At 64.8% G+C, this 14545-nt stretch carries 13 protein-coding genes; 5 read left to right on the plus strand and 8 right to left on the minus strand.

Going from position 1 to position 14545, the window contains the following annotated elements:
• Nucleotides 1–109: 109 nt before the first annotated feature.
• Nucleotides 110–1864, plus strand: coding sequence for a B12-binding domain-containing radical SAM protein (locus tag QM467_RS16220; RefSeq protein WP_283367386.1), 1755 nt, complete (start codon nucleotides 110–112; stop codon nucleotides 1862–1864).
• Nucleotides 1865–1921: 57 nt separating this feature from the next.
• On the opposite strand, the gene QM467_RS16225 is transcribed toward QM467_RS16220, so the two are convergent.
• The 4 genes from QM467_RS16225 to coaD form a co-directional block, all read right to left on the minus strand.
• The gene (locus tag QM467_RS16225) at nucleotides 1922–2413 is read right to left on the minus strand and encodes a hypothetical protein (protein WP_283367387.1); all 492 of its coding nucleotides are present in this window, start codon (nucleotides 2411–2413) and stop codon (nucleotides 1922–1924) included.
• A gap of 241 nt (nucleotides 2414–2654) precedes the next feature.
• The gene (locus QM467_RS16230; protein WP_283367388.1) at nucleotides 2655–3110 is read right to left on the minus strand and encodes a peptidylprolyl isomerase; all 456 of its coding nucleotides are present in this window, start codon (nucleotides 3108–3110) and stop codon (nucleotides 2655–2657) included.
• 30 nt (nucleotides 3111–3140) lie between these two features.
• Nucleotides 3141–3707 carry a peptidylprolyl isomerase gene (locus tag QM467_RS16235; protein WP_446737790.1) on the minus strand — a complete coding sequence of 189 codons (567 nt, stop codon included), beginning with the start codon at nucleotides 3705–3707 and terminating at the stop codon, nucleotides 3141–3143.
• A gap of 10 nt (nucleotides 3708–3717) precedes the next feature.
• Nucleotides 3718–4221, minus strand: a complete 504-nt coding sequence (gene coaD / locus QM467_RS16240) for a pantetheine-phosphate adenylyltransferase (RefSeq protein ID WP_283367389.1) — start codon at nucleotides 4219–4221, stop codon at nucleotides 3718–3720.
• 327 nt (nucleotides 4222–4548) lie between these two features.
• Here coaD and QM467_RS16245 point away from each other — a divergent pair, with 327 nt between their 5' ends.
• Nucleotides 4549–6714, plus strand: coding sequence for a TonB-dependent receptor (locus QM467_RS16245; RefSeq protein ID WP_283367390.1), 2166 nt, complete (start codon nucleotides 4549–4551; stop codon nucleotides 6712–6714).
• 97 nt (nucleotides 6715–6811) lie between these two features.
• Here the strand turns inward: QM467_RS16245 and ntrC are convergent, their stop codons facing one another.
• The 3 genes from ntrC to dusB form a co-directional block, all read right to left on the minus strand.
• A complete protein-coding gene (ntrC, locus tag QM467_RS16250; protein WP_283367391.1) occupies nucleotides 6812–8302 on the minus strand; it encodes a nitrogen regulation protein NR(I) in 1491 nt (496 codons plus the stop codon).
• Nucleotides 8303–8382: 80 nt separating this feature from the next.
• Entirely contained in the window at nucleotides 8383–9495 is a 1113-nt protein-coding gene (locus QM467_RS16255) for a two-component system sensor histidine kinase NtrB (RefSeq protein WP_283367392.1), read from the minus strand.
• A gap of 41 nt (nucleotides 9496–9536) precedes the next feature.
• Entirely contained in the window at nucleotides 9537–10604 is a 1068-nt protein-coding gene (gene dusB / locus QM467_RS16260) for a tRNA dihydrouridine synthase DusB (protein ID WP_283367393.1), read from the minus strand.
• A gap of 107 nt (nucleotides 10605–10711) precedes the next feature.
• Here dusB and QM467_RS16265 point away from each other — a divergent pair, with 107 nt between their 5' ends.
• The 3 genes from QM467_RS16265 to QM467_RS16275 are packed head-to-tail and all read left to right on the plus strand — an operon-like array spanning nucleotide 10712 to nucleotide 14017.
• Entirely contained in the window at nucleotides 10712–11929 is a 1218-nt protein-coding gene (locus QM467_RS16265; RefSeq protein WP_283367394.1) for a bifunctional 2-C-methyl-D-erythritol 4-phosphate cytidylyltransferase/2-C-methyl-D-erythritol 2,4-cyclodiphosphate synthase, read from the plus strand.
• Between the two features lie 15 nt (nucleotides 11930–11944).
• Nucleotides 11945–12478, plus strand: a complete 534-nt coding sequence (locus tag QM467_RS16270) for a CinA family protein (protein WP_283367395.1) — start codon at nucleotides 11945–11947, stop codon at nucleotides 12476–12478.
• Nucleotides 12479–12496: 18 nt separating this feature from the next.
• Nucleotides 12497–14017 (plus strand): malonate--CoA ligase, encoded by a 1521-nt coding sequence (locus QM467_RS16275; protein WP_283367396.1) that lies wholly within the window; start codon nucleotides 12497–12499, stop codon nucleotides 14015–14017.
• Here the strand turns inward: QM467_RS16275 and QM467_RS16280 are convergent.
• Nucleotides 14014–14544, minus strand: a complete 531-nt coding sequence (locus QM467_RS16280; RefSeq protein WP_283367397.1) for a hypothetical protein — start codon at nucleotides 14542–14544, stop codon at nucleotides 14014–14016. The genes QM467_RS16275 and QM467_RS16280 overlap by 4 nt on opposite strands.
• Nucleotide 14545 lies beyond the last annotated feature (1 nt).

Consider the following 14545-nt stretch of genomic DNA (forward strand, 5'->3'; position numbering starts at 1 on the left):
GTATTGAAAGCGGCGGCGGGCGACTGGAATCGCCCGCCGCTCTTGTTTATGGTCGCGCCCTCCCTTGTTGGTTGCGGCCGACACTGTCCGCGTGACGAAAAGAGCGTTCATGGCCGAAAAAATTTTCGAGCTCCATCTGATCAAGCCCTCGCATTACGACGACGATGGTTACGTTATCCAGTGGTACCGCTCCGCCATTCCGTCCAACAGCCTCGCGGCGCTGAACGGGCTCGCGGCGGATAGTTCGCGCCGCCATGCGCTGGGTCCCGACGTGCGAATCCAGATCTTCGCCTATGACGAGACCAATGTCCGGGTCGACCCCGAGAAGATCGCACGCTCCATCGCCAAGGCGGGCCAGGGCCTTGCCTGTCTGGTCGGCGTGCAGTCGAACCAGTTCCCCCGCGCCCTGGACCTCGGGCGTCGCCTCCGCGCGGCGGGCGCGCCCACCGCCGTCGGCGGCTTCCACGTCTCCGGCTGTCTCGCCATGCTGCCGAAACTTCCGGCCGACATCCGCGAAATGCAGGACCTCGGCGTCAGCCTCTTCGCCGGCGAGGCGGAAGGCCGGCTGGACGATGTTTTGCGCGACGCGATGAACGGGACGCTGAAGCCGCTCTATAATTTCATGGACGACCTGCCGAGCGTGGAAGACACCCCGACGCCGTTCCTCCCGGCCGAAGTCGTCAGCCGCACCACGGGCGCGGTCACCAGTTTCGACGCGGGGCGCGGCTGTCCTTTCCAGTGCTCGTTCTGCACCATCATCAACGTCCAGGGCCGCAAGTCGCGCCATCGCAGCGCCGACGACGTCGAGCGGATTATCCGCGAGAATCTCGCCCAGGGCATTCACAGCTTCTTCATCACGGACGACAATTTCGCCCGCAACAAGAACTGGGAGCCGATCTTCGACCGGCTGATCGAACTGCGGGACTCGGGGCTGAACTTCAGCTTCATCATCCAGGTGGACACGCTCTGCCACCGCATTCCGAATTTCATTCCCAAGGCGGCGCGCGCAGGCGTCAAGCGCGTGTTCATCGGCCTTGAGAACATCAATCCGGCCAATCTCGTCAGCGCCAAGAAGAAGCAGAACCGCATCGCCGAATATCGCGTGATGCTGCTGGCGTGGAAGCGTGCGGGCTGTTTCACCTACGCCGGCTATATTCTCGGCTTCCCCGCCGACACGCCGGAATCGATCCGCCGCGACATCGCGATCATCCAGCGCGAACTGCCGCTCGACATGCTGGAATTCTTCTTCCTGACGCCCCTGCCCGGCTCGGAAGACCATCAGCGCCTCGACAGGGCCGGGGTCTGGATGGACCCCGACATGAACAAATACGATCTCGAACACGCCGTCACCGCGCATCCTAAGATGAGCAAGGCGGAATGGGAGGCGATTTATCACGAGGCCTGGGAGCTGTATTACTCGCCGGCCCATATGGAAACGATCATGCGGCGCGCCGCCGCCGTCGGCACCTCGCCCGGCAAGGCTTTGTTCCTGCTGATATGGTTCTGGGCCGCCGTGAAGGTGGAAAAGGTCCATCCGCTCCAGGGCGGCTATCTGCGCCGCCGCGTCCGCCGCGACCGGCGTCCGGAGCTGCCGCTGGAAAACCCGCTGGTGTTCTATCCGCGCATCATCGCGACCCATATCGTCAACCACGTCCGGGTCGGCGGGCTGGCGCTGAAATTGTGGAAGCTGCGGCGCGAGCTTCGCCATGATCCGAATGCGCGCAATTACACGGATCTGGCGCTGACGACGCCGACCGACGCGGATCTTGACGATCTGGAAATGTTCAACAACAGCGACTCGTCGCGCGCGGCCGGCGACAAGGCCAAGGCGCAAGCGGCCAAGCAGCACATCGCCGCCGAATAGGCGAAGCCGCTTTCAAACGAGAAAGCCCCGGCGAAAACCGGGGCTTTTGTTTTTCGCTCAGCTCTTCAGCTTGGCGTTGCACTGGCTGTAATAGCCGCCGCCCTTCTGGATCCATTTCAGGCCGCCGTTGCCGCCGGTCGCCTTGTTGGCCTTATATTGATCGAGGCAGGTGTGCATGATCGCCTTGCCGGGCGTTTCGCTCTTGTAGGTCGGGCTGACAGCCGTCGGGAAGACGGCGGGGCCGGAATCGGCCGGAGCGGCGGGCTTGGCCGCGGCTGCGGGCTTGGCCGGCGCGGCCGGCGCCGGTTTGGCCGGAGCGGCGGTCGTGGCCGCGGGCGCGGCGGGGGCCGCGGCGGCGGGCTCAGCCTTCAGTTCGGCGCGACATTTCGAGGAAAACTGCAGATAGGTCAGGCCGCCGGTCGTGTTGGCGGCCTTGGCCGCCTGCCACTTGTCGGCGCATTGCTTCATCACCGATTCTTCGGCTTGGGCGGCCCCTAGACCAAAAAGCGCCACGGCGCCGGCGAGCATGAGGGCGGAACGAATGGACATGGACGGCTCCCCAGAGAACCGGCCCCGCAAAACACGGCGCCGGATTAAGGCCAAGCTTTCGAATTTTTTCGTCCCCGTCAATGCTGCGCCATGACAAAACGCCGTGAAGTCGCGCGGATCAAAAACCTGCGAAAGCGTAAGGTTGATAGCGAAGCGGGGCTGAACGGGCGCTGAACGGCGCTTCAAAAGAAAACCGGGGCTCGAGGCCCCGGCGAAGTCGTTTGCTCAGCTGGTCTTGTGCTCAGCTGATTTTGGCGGAGACGATCTTGTCGGGATCGCGCACCGGCTCGCCGCGCTTGATCTTGTCGACATTTTCCATGCCCGAGATCACTTCGCCCCAGACCGTATATTGCTTGTCGAGGAAGCGCGCGTCGTCGAAGCAGATGAAGAACTGCGAATTGGCCGAATCGGGATTGGCCGCGCGGGCCATCGAGGCCGTGCCGCGCACGTGCGGCGCGCTGTTGAACTCGGCCTTGAGGTTCGGATATTTCGAGCCGCCGGTGCCTGTGCCGTGGGGGCAGCCCGTCTGGGCCATGAAGCCTTCGATCACGCGGTGAAAGACGACGCCGTCATAGAAGCCTTCGCCGACCAGCTTCTTGATATGGGCGACGTGACCGGGCGCGAGATCGGGGCGCATGCGGATCACCACCTCGCCCTTGGTGGTTTCCAGCGTCAGTAGATTGCCTTCGTCAGACATGGGATTTTCCTGCCTCTGTGGAGAATTGCGTTATTTCGCGTCGGCGCCGAGTTTCATGCTGATGATCTTGTCCGGATTCACCGGCGGCTCGCCCCGTTTGATCTTGTCGACATGGTCCATGCCGGAAATCACCTCGCCCCAGACGGTATATTGACCATCGAGGAAGGGCGAAGGCGCGAAACAGATGAAGAATTGCGAATTGGCGGAATTGGGCGACGACGAACGCGCCATGCCCAAAGTGCCGCGCCCGAAGGGCGCCTTGGAGAATTCGGCGGGAATGTTCGGAAGGTCCGAGCCGCCCATGCCGGTGCCCGTCGGGTCGCCCGTCTGGGCCATGAAGCCCTCGATCACGCGATGGAAGACGATGCCGTCATAGAAACCGCGCTTCACCAGCGTCTTGATCTGCTCGACATGTTTCGGCGCGAGATCGGGACGCATGCGGATGACCACGGGGCCGTCCTTGAGCTGCATGGTAAGCAGGTTCGACGGGTCTTCGGCCCCAAACGCGGCCCCGCTCGCGGCGATGGCGCTGGCGGCGCCAAGCGAGAAGGCGCCAAATTGGCGACGGTTGAGACGCCGCGCGGAAAGATCGGTCATGCTTCCTCCATTAGTTCTTCGCCGCCGCCTTCAGCCGTAGGGCCTCCACGACGAGGGGCGGCGCGAAAGCCGATACGTCGCCGCCCATCTGGGCGATCTGACGCACCAGAGTGGCCGTTATATGCCGCACATTGAGCCCGGCGGGAAGAAAAACCGTCTGCACCTCCGGGGCCATGACCCCGTTCATGCCGGCCATGGACATTTCGTAATCGAGATCGGACCCGTCGCGCAGGCCGCGCACGATCACGCCGGCGCCAGCCTCTCGCGCCGCCTCAACGGCAAGCCCTGAAAAGGTGACGACCGACAATTCGCAGTTGCGCGCCGCCGCATCGGCCTTGCAGACCTGCTCGATCATTTCCGCCCGCTCCTGGACCGAAAAGAGCGGAGCCTTGCCGGGATGGACCCCAATAGCCACAACCAGCCGATCGCACAGCCCGGACGCGGCGCGGATCACATCGACATGGCCATTGGTGACGGGATCGAAGGAGCCCGTATAGAGCGCGACGCGTTGCATGATGCATTGCTACAGAAAGCCGGGGATTCGCGCAACTTTCGCCGGGCCGGCGGCAGCCCCGTCGCGCCGTTCGACTTGGCGCCGAAAGCGGTTTTGGCGCGAGCGTTCGTTTGCGAACGGAAAGACGACGGGCGATCGAACAGAATATGCGCGCAAACCAATATTTCGTCGTCGCCCCCAATGGGTGGCGGGCTCCGCGGGAGACCGAGACCCGCGCAACCACAATCAGGCTTCGCTTCCCATATGCCGCAGCTTGACCCTTCGTGGCCGCATGTTGTTATATTATAACATAACATGCAATCTTGGACTCGAGCGTGGGAAATGACGATGCGGCCGTATCATGTGTTCATATTGGGCTGCGTGGCGGCGCTGCCGGCCGGCGGCCGCGCCCGGGCCGAAATGGCGACAGCCCTTCCCGACATTGACGTCACCGCCTCGCGGCCCGAGCAGACTCCGGCAGCGGAGTTGCGCCCTCTCGCCGAGAAGACGCAAGCGCTCGATCAGGCGCGCGCCAATATCCCGCCCCCTTTGGGCGTGAGCGCCTACAGCATCGGCGCCGCCGCGATCGCCCAATCGCCGCAAGGCGACAACGCGCCGCTCAACCAGGTTCTGCTTCAGGCGCCGGGCGTATCGCAGGATTCGGCGGCGAGCGGCCTGTTTCACGTCCGAAATGAACACGCCAATGCGCAATATCGCGTCAACGGCGTCATGTTGCCCGAAGGCGTGTCGGGATTCGGCGTCCTCCTCGACACCCGGTTCGTTGGCGGCGTCTCGCTCCTGACCGGCGCGCTGCCGGCGCAATTTGGGCTCCATACGTCAGGAATCGTCGATGTCGTCAGCAAGAACGGCGTCTTCGACGGCGGCGGCTCGATCGGCGTCTATGGCGGCAGCCATGGAACGATCACGCCCAGTTTCGAATATGGCGGGACGTCGGGGCAGACGCAGTATTTTGTCACAGGCAATTTCTTGCAGAGCAATCTCGGCATCGAAAACACGACGCCGGCCCTCAACGCCATTCATGACCGGAATCAGTTGAGCAAGTTCTTCGGCTATGTCTCGACCATTCTCGACGATGGCTCGCGGCTGAGTTTCATGACGGGCAGCGCCATAGGAACCTATCAGATCCCGGCGACGCCCGGGCAGACGCCATTTCCCGGCGTCGCCGCGCTGATGCCGTTTTCCGCCTATTATCCATCCTCGGCCGTAGCGGAAAACCAATATGAGGCCAGCCTCTACAATGTTCTGGCCTGGCAGAAATCCATCGGCGCGCTTGATTTCCAGGTCGCCTATTTCTCGCGCTACAGCGCCGTTCATTTCATGCCGGATACTTATGGCGATCTGCTGTACAACGGCGTCGCCTCCGATGTCCTGCGCGACAGCTTCCTGAATGGCGTCAATGCCGACGCCGCATATCGCTATAACGAAGCGCATACGATCCGCGGCGGCTTTTACGGCAGCGGCGAGGAGACCTATTCCCGCAACGCGTCCTTCGTCTTCGCTACCGGCGCCGACAGCAATCCCTATGGGTCGCCTTTCCCCGCGCCAGTCGACCAAAGCGCGAAATTCGGCTGGCTGCTTGGAGCCTATATCCAGGACGAGTGGAGAATCAGCCGGCAACTGACGCTCAATGCTGGCATCCGCTTCGACCAGATGGTTCAATATGTCGACGGCAATCAGTTCAGCCCGCGCATCAGCCTGACCTATGCGCCGCTCGACGGGACGAACATCCATGCCGGTTTCGCGCGCTATTTCACGCCGCCATCGCAGGCCCTCAGCGCGGCGGTCAATCTCGGCCTGTTCTCCAACACCACCGCGGCGCCGGCCGTCACCCAGTCCGGTTCGGTCCTGCCCGAGCGCGGGAGTTATGTCGATGTGGGAATAGACCAGAAGGTTCTTCCGGGCCTTACGCTCGGTATCGACGGCTATCTCAAATGGGCAAAGGACCTCCTCGACGATGGCCAGTTCGGCCAGGCTTTGGTCCTCACCGCCTTCAATTACGCGAAGGGCTACAATCAGGGGCTCGAATTCAAATTCAATTACGAGCAAGGCGACTTCCGCGCCTATGGCAATCTCGCGCTGGCGAAACAAATGGCGACCAATGTCGTTTCAAACCAATATCTCTTCGATCCCGACGAACTCGCCTTCATTTCGACCCACAATGTCTACACCGATCATTCGCAGACGCTCACTGCGTCGGCAGGCGCGTCCTATCTCTGGAATGGCCTGCGATTCAGCGCCGACATGATCTACGGCGGCGGTATGCGCGCGGGCTTCGCCAACACCGCAACCGTAGCGCCATATGTGCAGGTCAACGCCGGCGTCATGGATGAGCTGAAATTCGCGCCAGACATGAAGCCGCTGACGCTGCGCTTCGATGTCGTCAATCTTTTCGACACGATTTATCAGATACGCGACGGCAGCGGCATCGGCGTCTTTGCGCCCCAATACGGGCCGCGGCGCGGCTTTTTCATCGGCATTTCACAGAAGATCTGAGCCGCGACGGACATCATGAAACCCGTGACGCGAGCGTCAGGAGACATCGCAGCGTCGTCGCGCGAAGCCCGCCACAGGCCCCTTGCGGAGGCGTCCCTCAACGGGACGAGCGCATCAGCCGCACGTCTAGGTCCCGCACCTTCTTGCGCAAGGTGTTGCGGTTGAGGCCCAGCAGTTCCGCCGCCTTGATCTGGTTGCCGCGCGTCGCCGCGAGCGCGATCGAGATCAGCGGATATTCGATCTCGCGCAGGATGCGGTGATAGAGCCCGGGCGGCGGCAGCTTGTCGCCATGGGATTTGAACAGTTCCGTGAGGTGCCGCTCGACCGACATGGACAAGGATTCGTCGGCGTCGCGCGCCGCAGCCTGGGGCCCCGAAGACGAAGCGGCCGAGCCCGCTGGCGCCAGGAAGGATCCGCTTTCGCGCGAGACGTCGAGGCCGAGTTCGCTGACGACGATCTGTTCCGAAATCAGCTCTTGCGGATAGAGCGCGGCAAGACGGCGGACCAGATTTTCCAGCTCGCGGATATTGCCCGGCCAGCGATAGCGCCTCATGCGCTCCAGCGCCGCCGGCTCCAGCGATTTCAGCGGCAGGCCCTCAGCTACGGCCTGAGAGAAGAAATGGCGGGCGAGATCGCCGATGTCCTCGGCGCGCTCGCGCAGGGGCGGCAGCCGCAGCGGCACCACATTGAGGCGGAAGAACAGATCCTCGCGGAACAGGCCCTGTTGGATCAGAACCCGCAAATCCTTGTTGGTCGCCGCGACGATGCGGACATTGGCCTTGATCGGCGTGCGGCCGCCGACCGTGGTATATTCGCCCTGCTGCAGCACACGAAGCAGGCGGGTCTGCGCCTCCATCGGCATGTCGCCGATTTCATCGAGGAAAAGCGTGCCGCCCTCGGCCTGCTCGAACCGGCCGACCGATCTCTGGTTGGCGCCGGTGAAGGCGCCCTTCTCGTGGCCGAACAATTCGCTTTCGATCAGGTCGCGCGGAATGGCGGCGACATTGATCGCGACGAAGGGGCCTTTCTTGCGCTTGCCGTAATCATGCAGCGCGCGGGCGACCAGTTCCTTGCCGGTGCCGGATTCGCCGGTGATCATCACGGTGAGGTCGGACTGCATCAGCCGCGCCAGCGCGCGGTAGATGTCCTGCATGGCGGGCGAACGGCCGACCAGCGGCATGCCTTCCATGTCGTCCGGCTCCGGCGCGCGCAGCCGGTGCTTCGGCTCGCTCATGGCGCGGCCGACAATGGCCAGCAGCTCCTTCAGGTCAAAGGGCTTGGGAAGATATTCATAGGCTCCGCGCTCGGAGGCCTTGATCGCGGTCATGAAGGTGTTCTGCGCGCTCATGACGATGACCGGCAGGTCCGGCCGCGCCTTTTTTACGCGGGGAAGGAGCTCGAAAGCGTTCTCATCCGGCATGACCACGTCGGTGATGACCAGATCGCCCTCGCCGGCCTGTATCCAGCGCCAGAGTGTGGCTGCCGCCCCGGTGGTGCGCACTTCATATCCCGCCCGCGTCAGGGCCTGACCGACGACAGTGCGAATGGCCGCGTCGTCGTCCGCGACGAGAATATTGCCGCTCGGCATTCAGTAACCTCCAAAACCTTCCTTGGTCCCGCTGCGCAAAACCGGATTCGAGCGTCCGCAAGCGGAAAGGCCGAACCGGCTCAACTGTCGCGGCTGGAATATACGGGCATCAAAATCCGGAAGAGCGTTTTTCGCGGAAGGGATTCGCATTCTATGACGCCGCCATGGTCGCCGATGATCTTCGCCACCAATGCAAGTCCGAGGCCAGAACCTGAAGCTTTGGTGGTGACGAAGGGATCGAACAGATGGGGCATCAGGTCTTCAGGCACGCCGGGACCATTGTCGCGCACGCAGAATTCGAGCGGCAGGCTGACCGGAGACGCCCGGCCCGGCGCGCGGATGCGCACGCCCGGGCGATAGGCGGTCGTCAGCTCGATCTCGCCTTCCAGGGCGTCGTCGCCGATGGCCTCGGCGGCGTTTTTGACGAGATTCAGAAAAACCTGGACCAGTTGGTCGCGATTGGCGAGCACCGGCGGCAGAGACGGGTCGTAATTCTCGGTGAAGCGGATGCGCCGGGCAAAGCCCGCCTGGGCGATGCGGCGAACGTGCTCCAGCACTTCATGAATATTCACCGCGCCGCGCTCGACCGGACGCCCGTCGGAAAAGGCCTCCATGCGATCGACCAGCGCCACGATGCGGTCGGTTTCGTCGCAAATCAGGCGGCAAAGCGCGCGATCCTCATCGCCGACCGCCGTATCGAGCAATTGCGCCGCGCCGCGAATGCCGGAGAGCGGGTTCTTGATCTCATGGGCCAGCATGGCGCCCATGGCCGAGAGCGAGCGCGCCGCGCTGCGATGGGTCAGCTGGCGGTCCATCTTGTCCGCGATGGTGCGCTCCTGCAGCATGATGACGACGCCGTCGTCGAGATTGGGCAAGGGCGCAATATAGATGTCCACGTAACGCTCGGCGCCGATCTTCGGCGTGCCGAGATCGACCCGATATTCATTGATCGGCGCGCGGCGCTGGCGGACCATTTCGACCGACGGGATCAAGGGCGAACCGAACGGCAGCAGATCCTGAAACCTGGTGCGGCGCAGGGCGTTGCGGGACATGTCGAAAAACAGCTCCGCCGCCGGATTGACGTCGCGGATCGAGCCGTCGCCCGCCACCGACAGCAGCGGATGCGGCAGCGCGTTGATCAATTGCGACGACGGGCAGTCGGCGAGATCCGAACCTGCCAATTCATCAGTCAATAAATCGAGCCCGCTGCCTTTTTTATGAGCATGTTTCGTTTTCATGCCGCCTCCGCTTCGGACTTGCACTGATAGAGACGGGCGAGAAGGTCGAAGACCTCGCCCGTATCCTCGCTTTCAACGAGGCGCCGGCGCGACGTCAGATCCAGCCCGCCGCCGTCCCGCGCCGCGACATCGGCATAGGCCGCCAGATGTTTGCGGGCGTGACGCAGGCCCTGGGCCGGGCCGAGCAGATCGAGCAGACTAGCCAGATGTTCCTGCGCGGCCTCGCGGCGCGCCTGCCACGACGGGCCGGGCCGCTCGCAGCCGCTGCGCAGAAAATAGGCAATGTCGCCAACAAGCCAGGGCTGGCCGAGCGCGGCGCGACCGATCATGGCCGCTTTCGCGCCGGATTGCGCCAGCATGGCGCGGGCGTCCCACGGCGAGCGGCAATCGCCATTGGCCACCACAGGAATGTTCACGGCCTCGCAAACCGGACGGATCGCCGTCCAATCCGCCTCGCCGCGATAGAATTGCTGGCGGGTGCGGCCGTGGACGACCACCATCGCGGCCCCCTCGGCCTCGGCGCGGCGCGCAAGCTCCGGCGCATTGCGCGACTCGTCGTCCCAGCCGAGCCGCATCTTGACGCTGACGGGAACCTTGACCGCCCCCGTCACCGCCGCGATCAGCCGCGCGGCGTGGTCGAGATCGCGCATCAGCGCCGAGCCCGCAGCTCCGCCGACCACCCGTTTCGCGGGGCAGCCCATATTGATGTCGATAAGATCCGCCCCGGCGCCTTCGACCAGCCGCGCGGCCTCCGCCATGCTGTCCGGCTCGCAGCCGGCGATCTGAACCGCATGGGGCGAGACGCCATCGCCGAGCGCGCGCGGCGCGCTCTCGCGCCCGCCCTTGCCGCCGGCGCTCCGGGCGAAATCGTCGCTCGCCACCATTTCGGAAAAGGCCAGCCCCGCGCCGAAGCGCCGCGCGATGCGACGCATGGCGAGATCTGTCACGCCGGCCATAGGCGCGAGAAAAGCCGGCGCTTCGACCACGAGAGCGCCGATCCGAACAGGTTCGGAAGCTGCGCCTGCATGACGCGCGCTGCCCACCTGTTGAGCAAAGTTGTCCATGCCTGCATTTTAGACAGATTTTTTGCCTTCGCAATGCAAAAGCGATGGCAAATTGACCTTTGCACGGATTCGGGCGACATGTCGCACCGAAGAAAAGGCGAGAGAAAATGGCCGGGAACAGCGGGACTTTCGACGCGGGCGAGGCGATCTTCCTGGTCGTCGCGGCGGGACGCGGCGCGCGCGCGGGCGCGGGCGGACCAAAGCAATATCGCGAGCTGGCCGGACGTCAGGTTTTGACCCGCACGCTCGAAGCCTTGCTCAATGGCGCGCCAGAGGCCCGGGCCCTGGTGACGATTCATCCCGACGATCTCGATCTTTACCAGGGCGCCGTCGCGCCGCTGCCCGACAGTCTGCGGGAGCGGCTGCTTGAGCCGGTGTTCGGCGGCGCCACGCGGCAGGACAGCGTCTGCAACGGGCTGGAGGCGCTCGCCGCGCTTGGCGCCGCGGACGACGCGTCGGTGCTCATCCACGACGCCGCGCGGCCCTTCGTCGCGCCGGGTCTGATCGCGCGCGCGCTCGACGCCGCGCGCGAAAAGGGCGCGGCGGTTCCCGGCCTCCCCGTCATCGACACTATCAAGAAGGTCGCGGAGGACGAGCGCATCGTGGCGACGCCGGAGCGCGCGACGTTGCGCGCGGTTCAAACGCCGCAGGCCTTCCGCCTCGCGCTCATCCTCGCCGCCCATCGGGCCGTTCGCGCCGATGGCTGCCGCGAACTCACAGACGACGCCGCCGTCGCGGAATGGGCCGGCCACTGCGTCTTCGTCTTTCCCGGCGAAGCCGCCAATATCAAGCTCACGACAGCCGAGGACTTCTTGCGCGCGGAGACCAGAATGCTCAATGATCTTCCTGACGTCCGCACGGGTCAGGGTTTCGATGTCCACGCCTTCGGCGAGGGCGACCATGTCTGGCTCGGCGGCGTGCAGGTGCCGCACGACCATGGGCTGGTCGGCCATTCGGACGCCGACGTGCTGCTGCACGCCATCACCGACGCCGTGCTGGGCGCCATCGCCGATGGCGACATCGGCGCGCATTTCCCGCCGAGCGATCCACAATGGCGCGGCGCCGCGTCAGACCGCTTCCTGCGCCACGCCGTCGCGCGCGTCGCGGCGCGCGGCGGCCGCGTCGCCCATATCGACGCCACCCTGATCTGCGAACGCCCCAAGGTCGGCCCGCACCGCGACGCCATCCGCGCCCAGATCGCCGAAATCATGGACCTGCCGCTCGATCGCGTGGCGGTGAAGGCGACGACCTCGGAACGCCTCGGCTTCACGGGACGTCAGGAAGGCATTGCCGCGCTCGCCATGGCGACGGTGCGGCTGCCGTAAGCGCCTGGAGGAAAGATGCGCGATGAAATTCTCGTCCTGTCGCGGCGCGTGCTCGACGCCTGCATCGCGCGCAAGCTGAAGATCGCCGTCGCGGAATCCTGCACCGGCGGCCTGATCGCCGCCGCGCTGACGGAAATCGCCGGTTCGTCCGACGTGTTCGAACGCGGCTTCGTCACCTATAGCAACGAGGCCAAGCAGGACCTGCTCGACGTGCCGGCGGCGTTGATCGCGGCGCGCGGCGCGGTCTCGGCGGAGGTCGCCGAGGCCATGGCGCTTGGCGCGCTGGCCCATTCGCGCGCCCAGCTCGCGCTGTCGGTGACCGGGGTCGCCGGACCGGGCGGCGGCTCGGCGGAAAAGCCGGTCGGGCTGGTGCATTTCGGCCTCGCCCAAAGCGAGCGCCCGACCGTGCTGCAGCGGAAACATTTCTCCGGCGGGCATTCCGCGAGCGCCCCCGGCAAGGAGCTTTCGCGCGCGGAAATCCGCCGCCAGGCGGTGCTGACCGGGCTGCAAATGCTGCTCGAAGCCGCCGCGCCGCAATTGCGGGCCTGAGCCGAATTGGAGGCTGACTTGTCCAATCATCTGTTCGATCTGATCGCGTCCAGAATTCCCGATCCTGAAAAGATCTTCATCCAGTCGCTCGACGGCGCGTCGATTTCCTACCGTCAGATGCTCTCGGCCAGCGCGCGCTACGCCCATGCGCTCGTCGCGCTCGGCGTCGAGCCCGGCGACCGCGTCGCCATGCAGATGGAGAAGTCCCCATCCTTCCTGTTCATCTATCTGGCCTGCGTGCGCGCCGGCGCGGTGTTCCTGCCGCTTAACACCGCCTATACGCCGCATGAGGTCGGCTATTTTCTTTCCGACGCCCAGCCGAAGCTCATCGTCTGCGATCCGGAGCGCGCCGATTCGCTGGCAGACGCCGCCGCACAGGCCGATGTGCGGATCGTCGTCCACGGACACGGGCAGGATGGCGAGCTTTATGATCTCGCCGCCGCCAGCCCGCCGGATTTTTCCAATGTGGCGCGCGGCGCCGGGGATCTCGCCGCCATCCTCTACACCTCCGGGACCACTGGGCGCTCCAAGGGCGCCATGCTCTCGCATGACAATCTGGCCTCCAACGCCCTGACGCTGGTCGAATACTGGCGCTTCACGCCGGAGGACGTGCTCATCCACGCCCTGCCCGTCTATCACACCCACGGCCTGTTCGTGGCGACCAACACCATCCTGCTCTGCGGCGGGTCGATGATCTTCATGCCGAAATTTTCCGGCCCGCAAATTCTCGAAGCCATGAGCGCGCGGCCCGACCGCCTGCGCGGCACGGTGCTGATGGGCGTGCCGACCTTCTACACGCGCCTGCTCGACGAGCCGGGCCTGAACCGCGAGGCTTGCGCCCATATGCGGCTGTTCATTTCCGGCTCGGCGCCCCTGCTCGCGGAAACCCATCGCGCTTTTTCCGAACGTACCGGCCAGGCCATTCTCGAACGCTATGGCATGACCGAGACCAATATGAGCACATCGAACCCCTACGACGGCGCGCGGGTCGCGGGCACGGTGGGCTTCCCCCTGCCCGGCGTGTCGCTGCGCGTGGCCGATCCCGAGACCGGCGCGGCGCTGCCGAAGGGCGAGATCGGCATGATCGAGGTGAAGGGACCGAATGTCTTCACCGGCTATTGGCTGATGCCGGAAAAGACAGCGAGCGAATTTCGCCCCGACGGCTTTTTCATCACCGGCGACCTCGGCCTGATCGACGACGACGGCTATGTCCGCATCGTCGGGCGCGGCAAGGACCTCATCATCAGCGGCGGGCTGAACATCTATCCCAAGGAAGTCGAGCACGAGATCGACTCCCTGCCCGGCGTCGTGGAGAGCGCGGTGATCGGCCTGCCGGACCCGGATTTCGGCGAAGCCGTCGCGGCGATTGTGGTGCGGGAAAAAGGCGCCGCCATCGACGAAGCGGCGATTCGCGCGGCGCTGCAGGACCGGCTCGCGAAATTCAAATGGCCCAAGGCCATCTATTTCGTCGAGGAACTGCCGCGCAACACCATGGGCAAGGTTCAGAAAAACGTTTTGCGCGCGAATTACGGCGCCTAGATTGGCTCGTCGCGCGGGATGCGGAAGGCCTCCCGGCGCGGGCCGGCGTGCGTCATGCGCCGCCGGGCGCCGATGCGGTCGCCCTCCTCCATCGGTCCGAGATCGAACTCGCTGTCTGGAAAGACGACCAGCGCGCGATGGCCGATGCGGACGAGGACGAGACGGTCGTCGCGCTCGGCGAGCCGCGCCCATTGCTTGATCTTGTCGAGAAAGGGCCGCCGCCGCCAGCCGTCAGGCTGGCTGGCGTCGACGTGAACCGCGACCATGCGGCCATCTCCTTCCAAAGTGACGACGAGCTTCGCGCGGTCCGGACGCCAGTCCTCGCCGAGATCGGGATTGGTCAGAAAAGCGCAGGTGAAATCGCGGCATTCCGCCGGCCGCTGCGGATAGATCGCACAGCCGGCGCCCGGGCGGCAATCGGCGCACCAGCGGCCCGGCGGCTTGTCGATCTCGGCGATCTTCATCACCTTGCAGCACAGCGTGCAGGAGCCGCAGCTGCGACCCTCCAGAACCTGAAGCGGCGGCAAA

This window comes from Rhodoblastus sp. 17X3 (assembly GCF_030056575.1).
Classification (GTDB): Bacteria; Pseudomonadota; Alphaproteobacteria; order Rhizobiales; family Beijerinckiaceae; genus Rhodoblastus.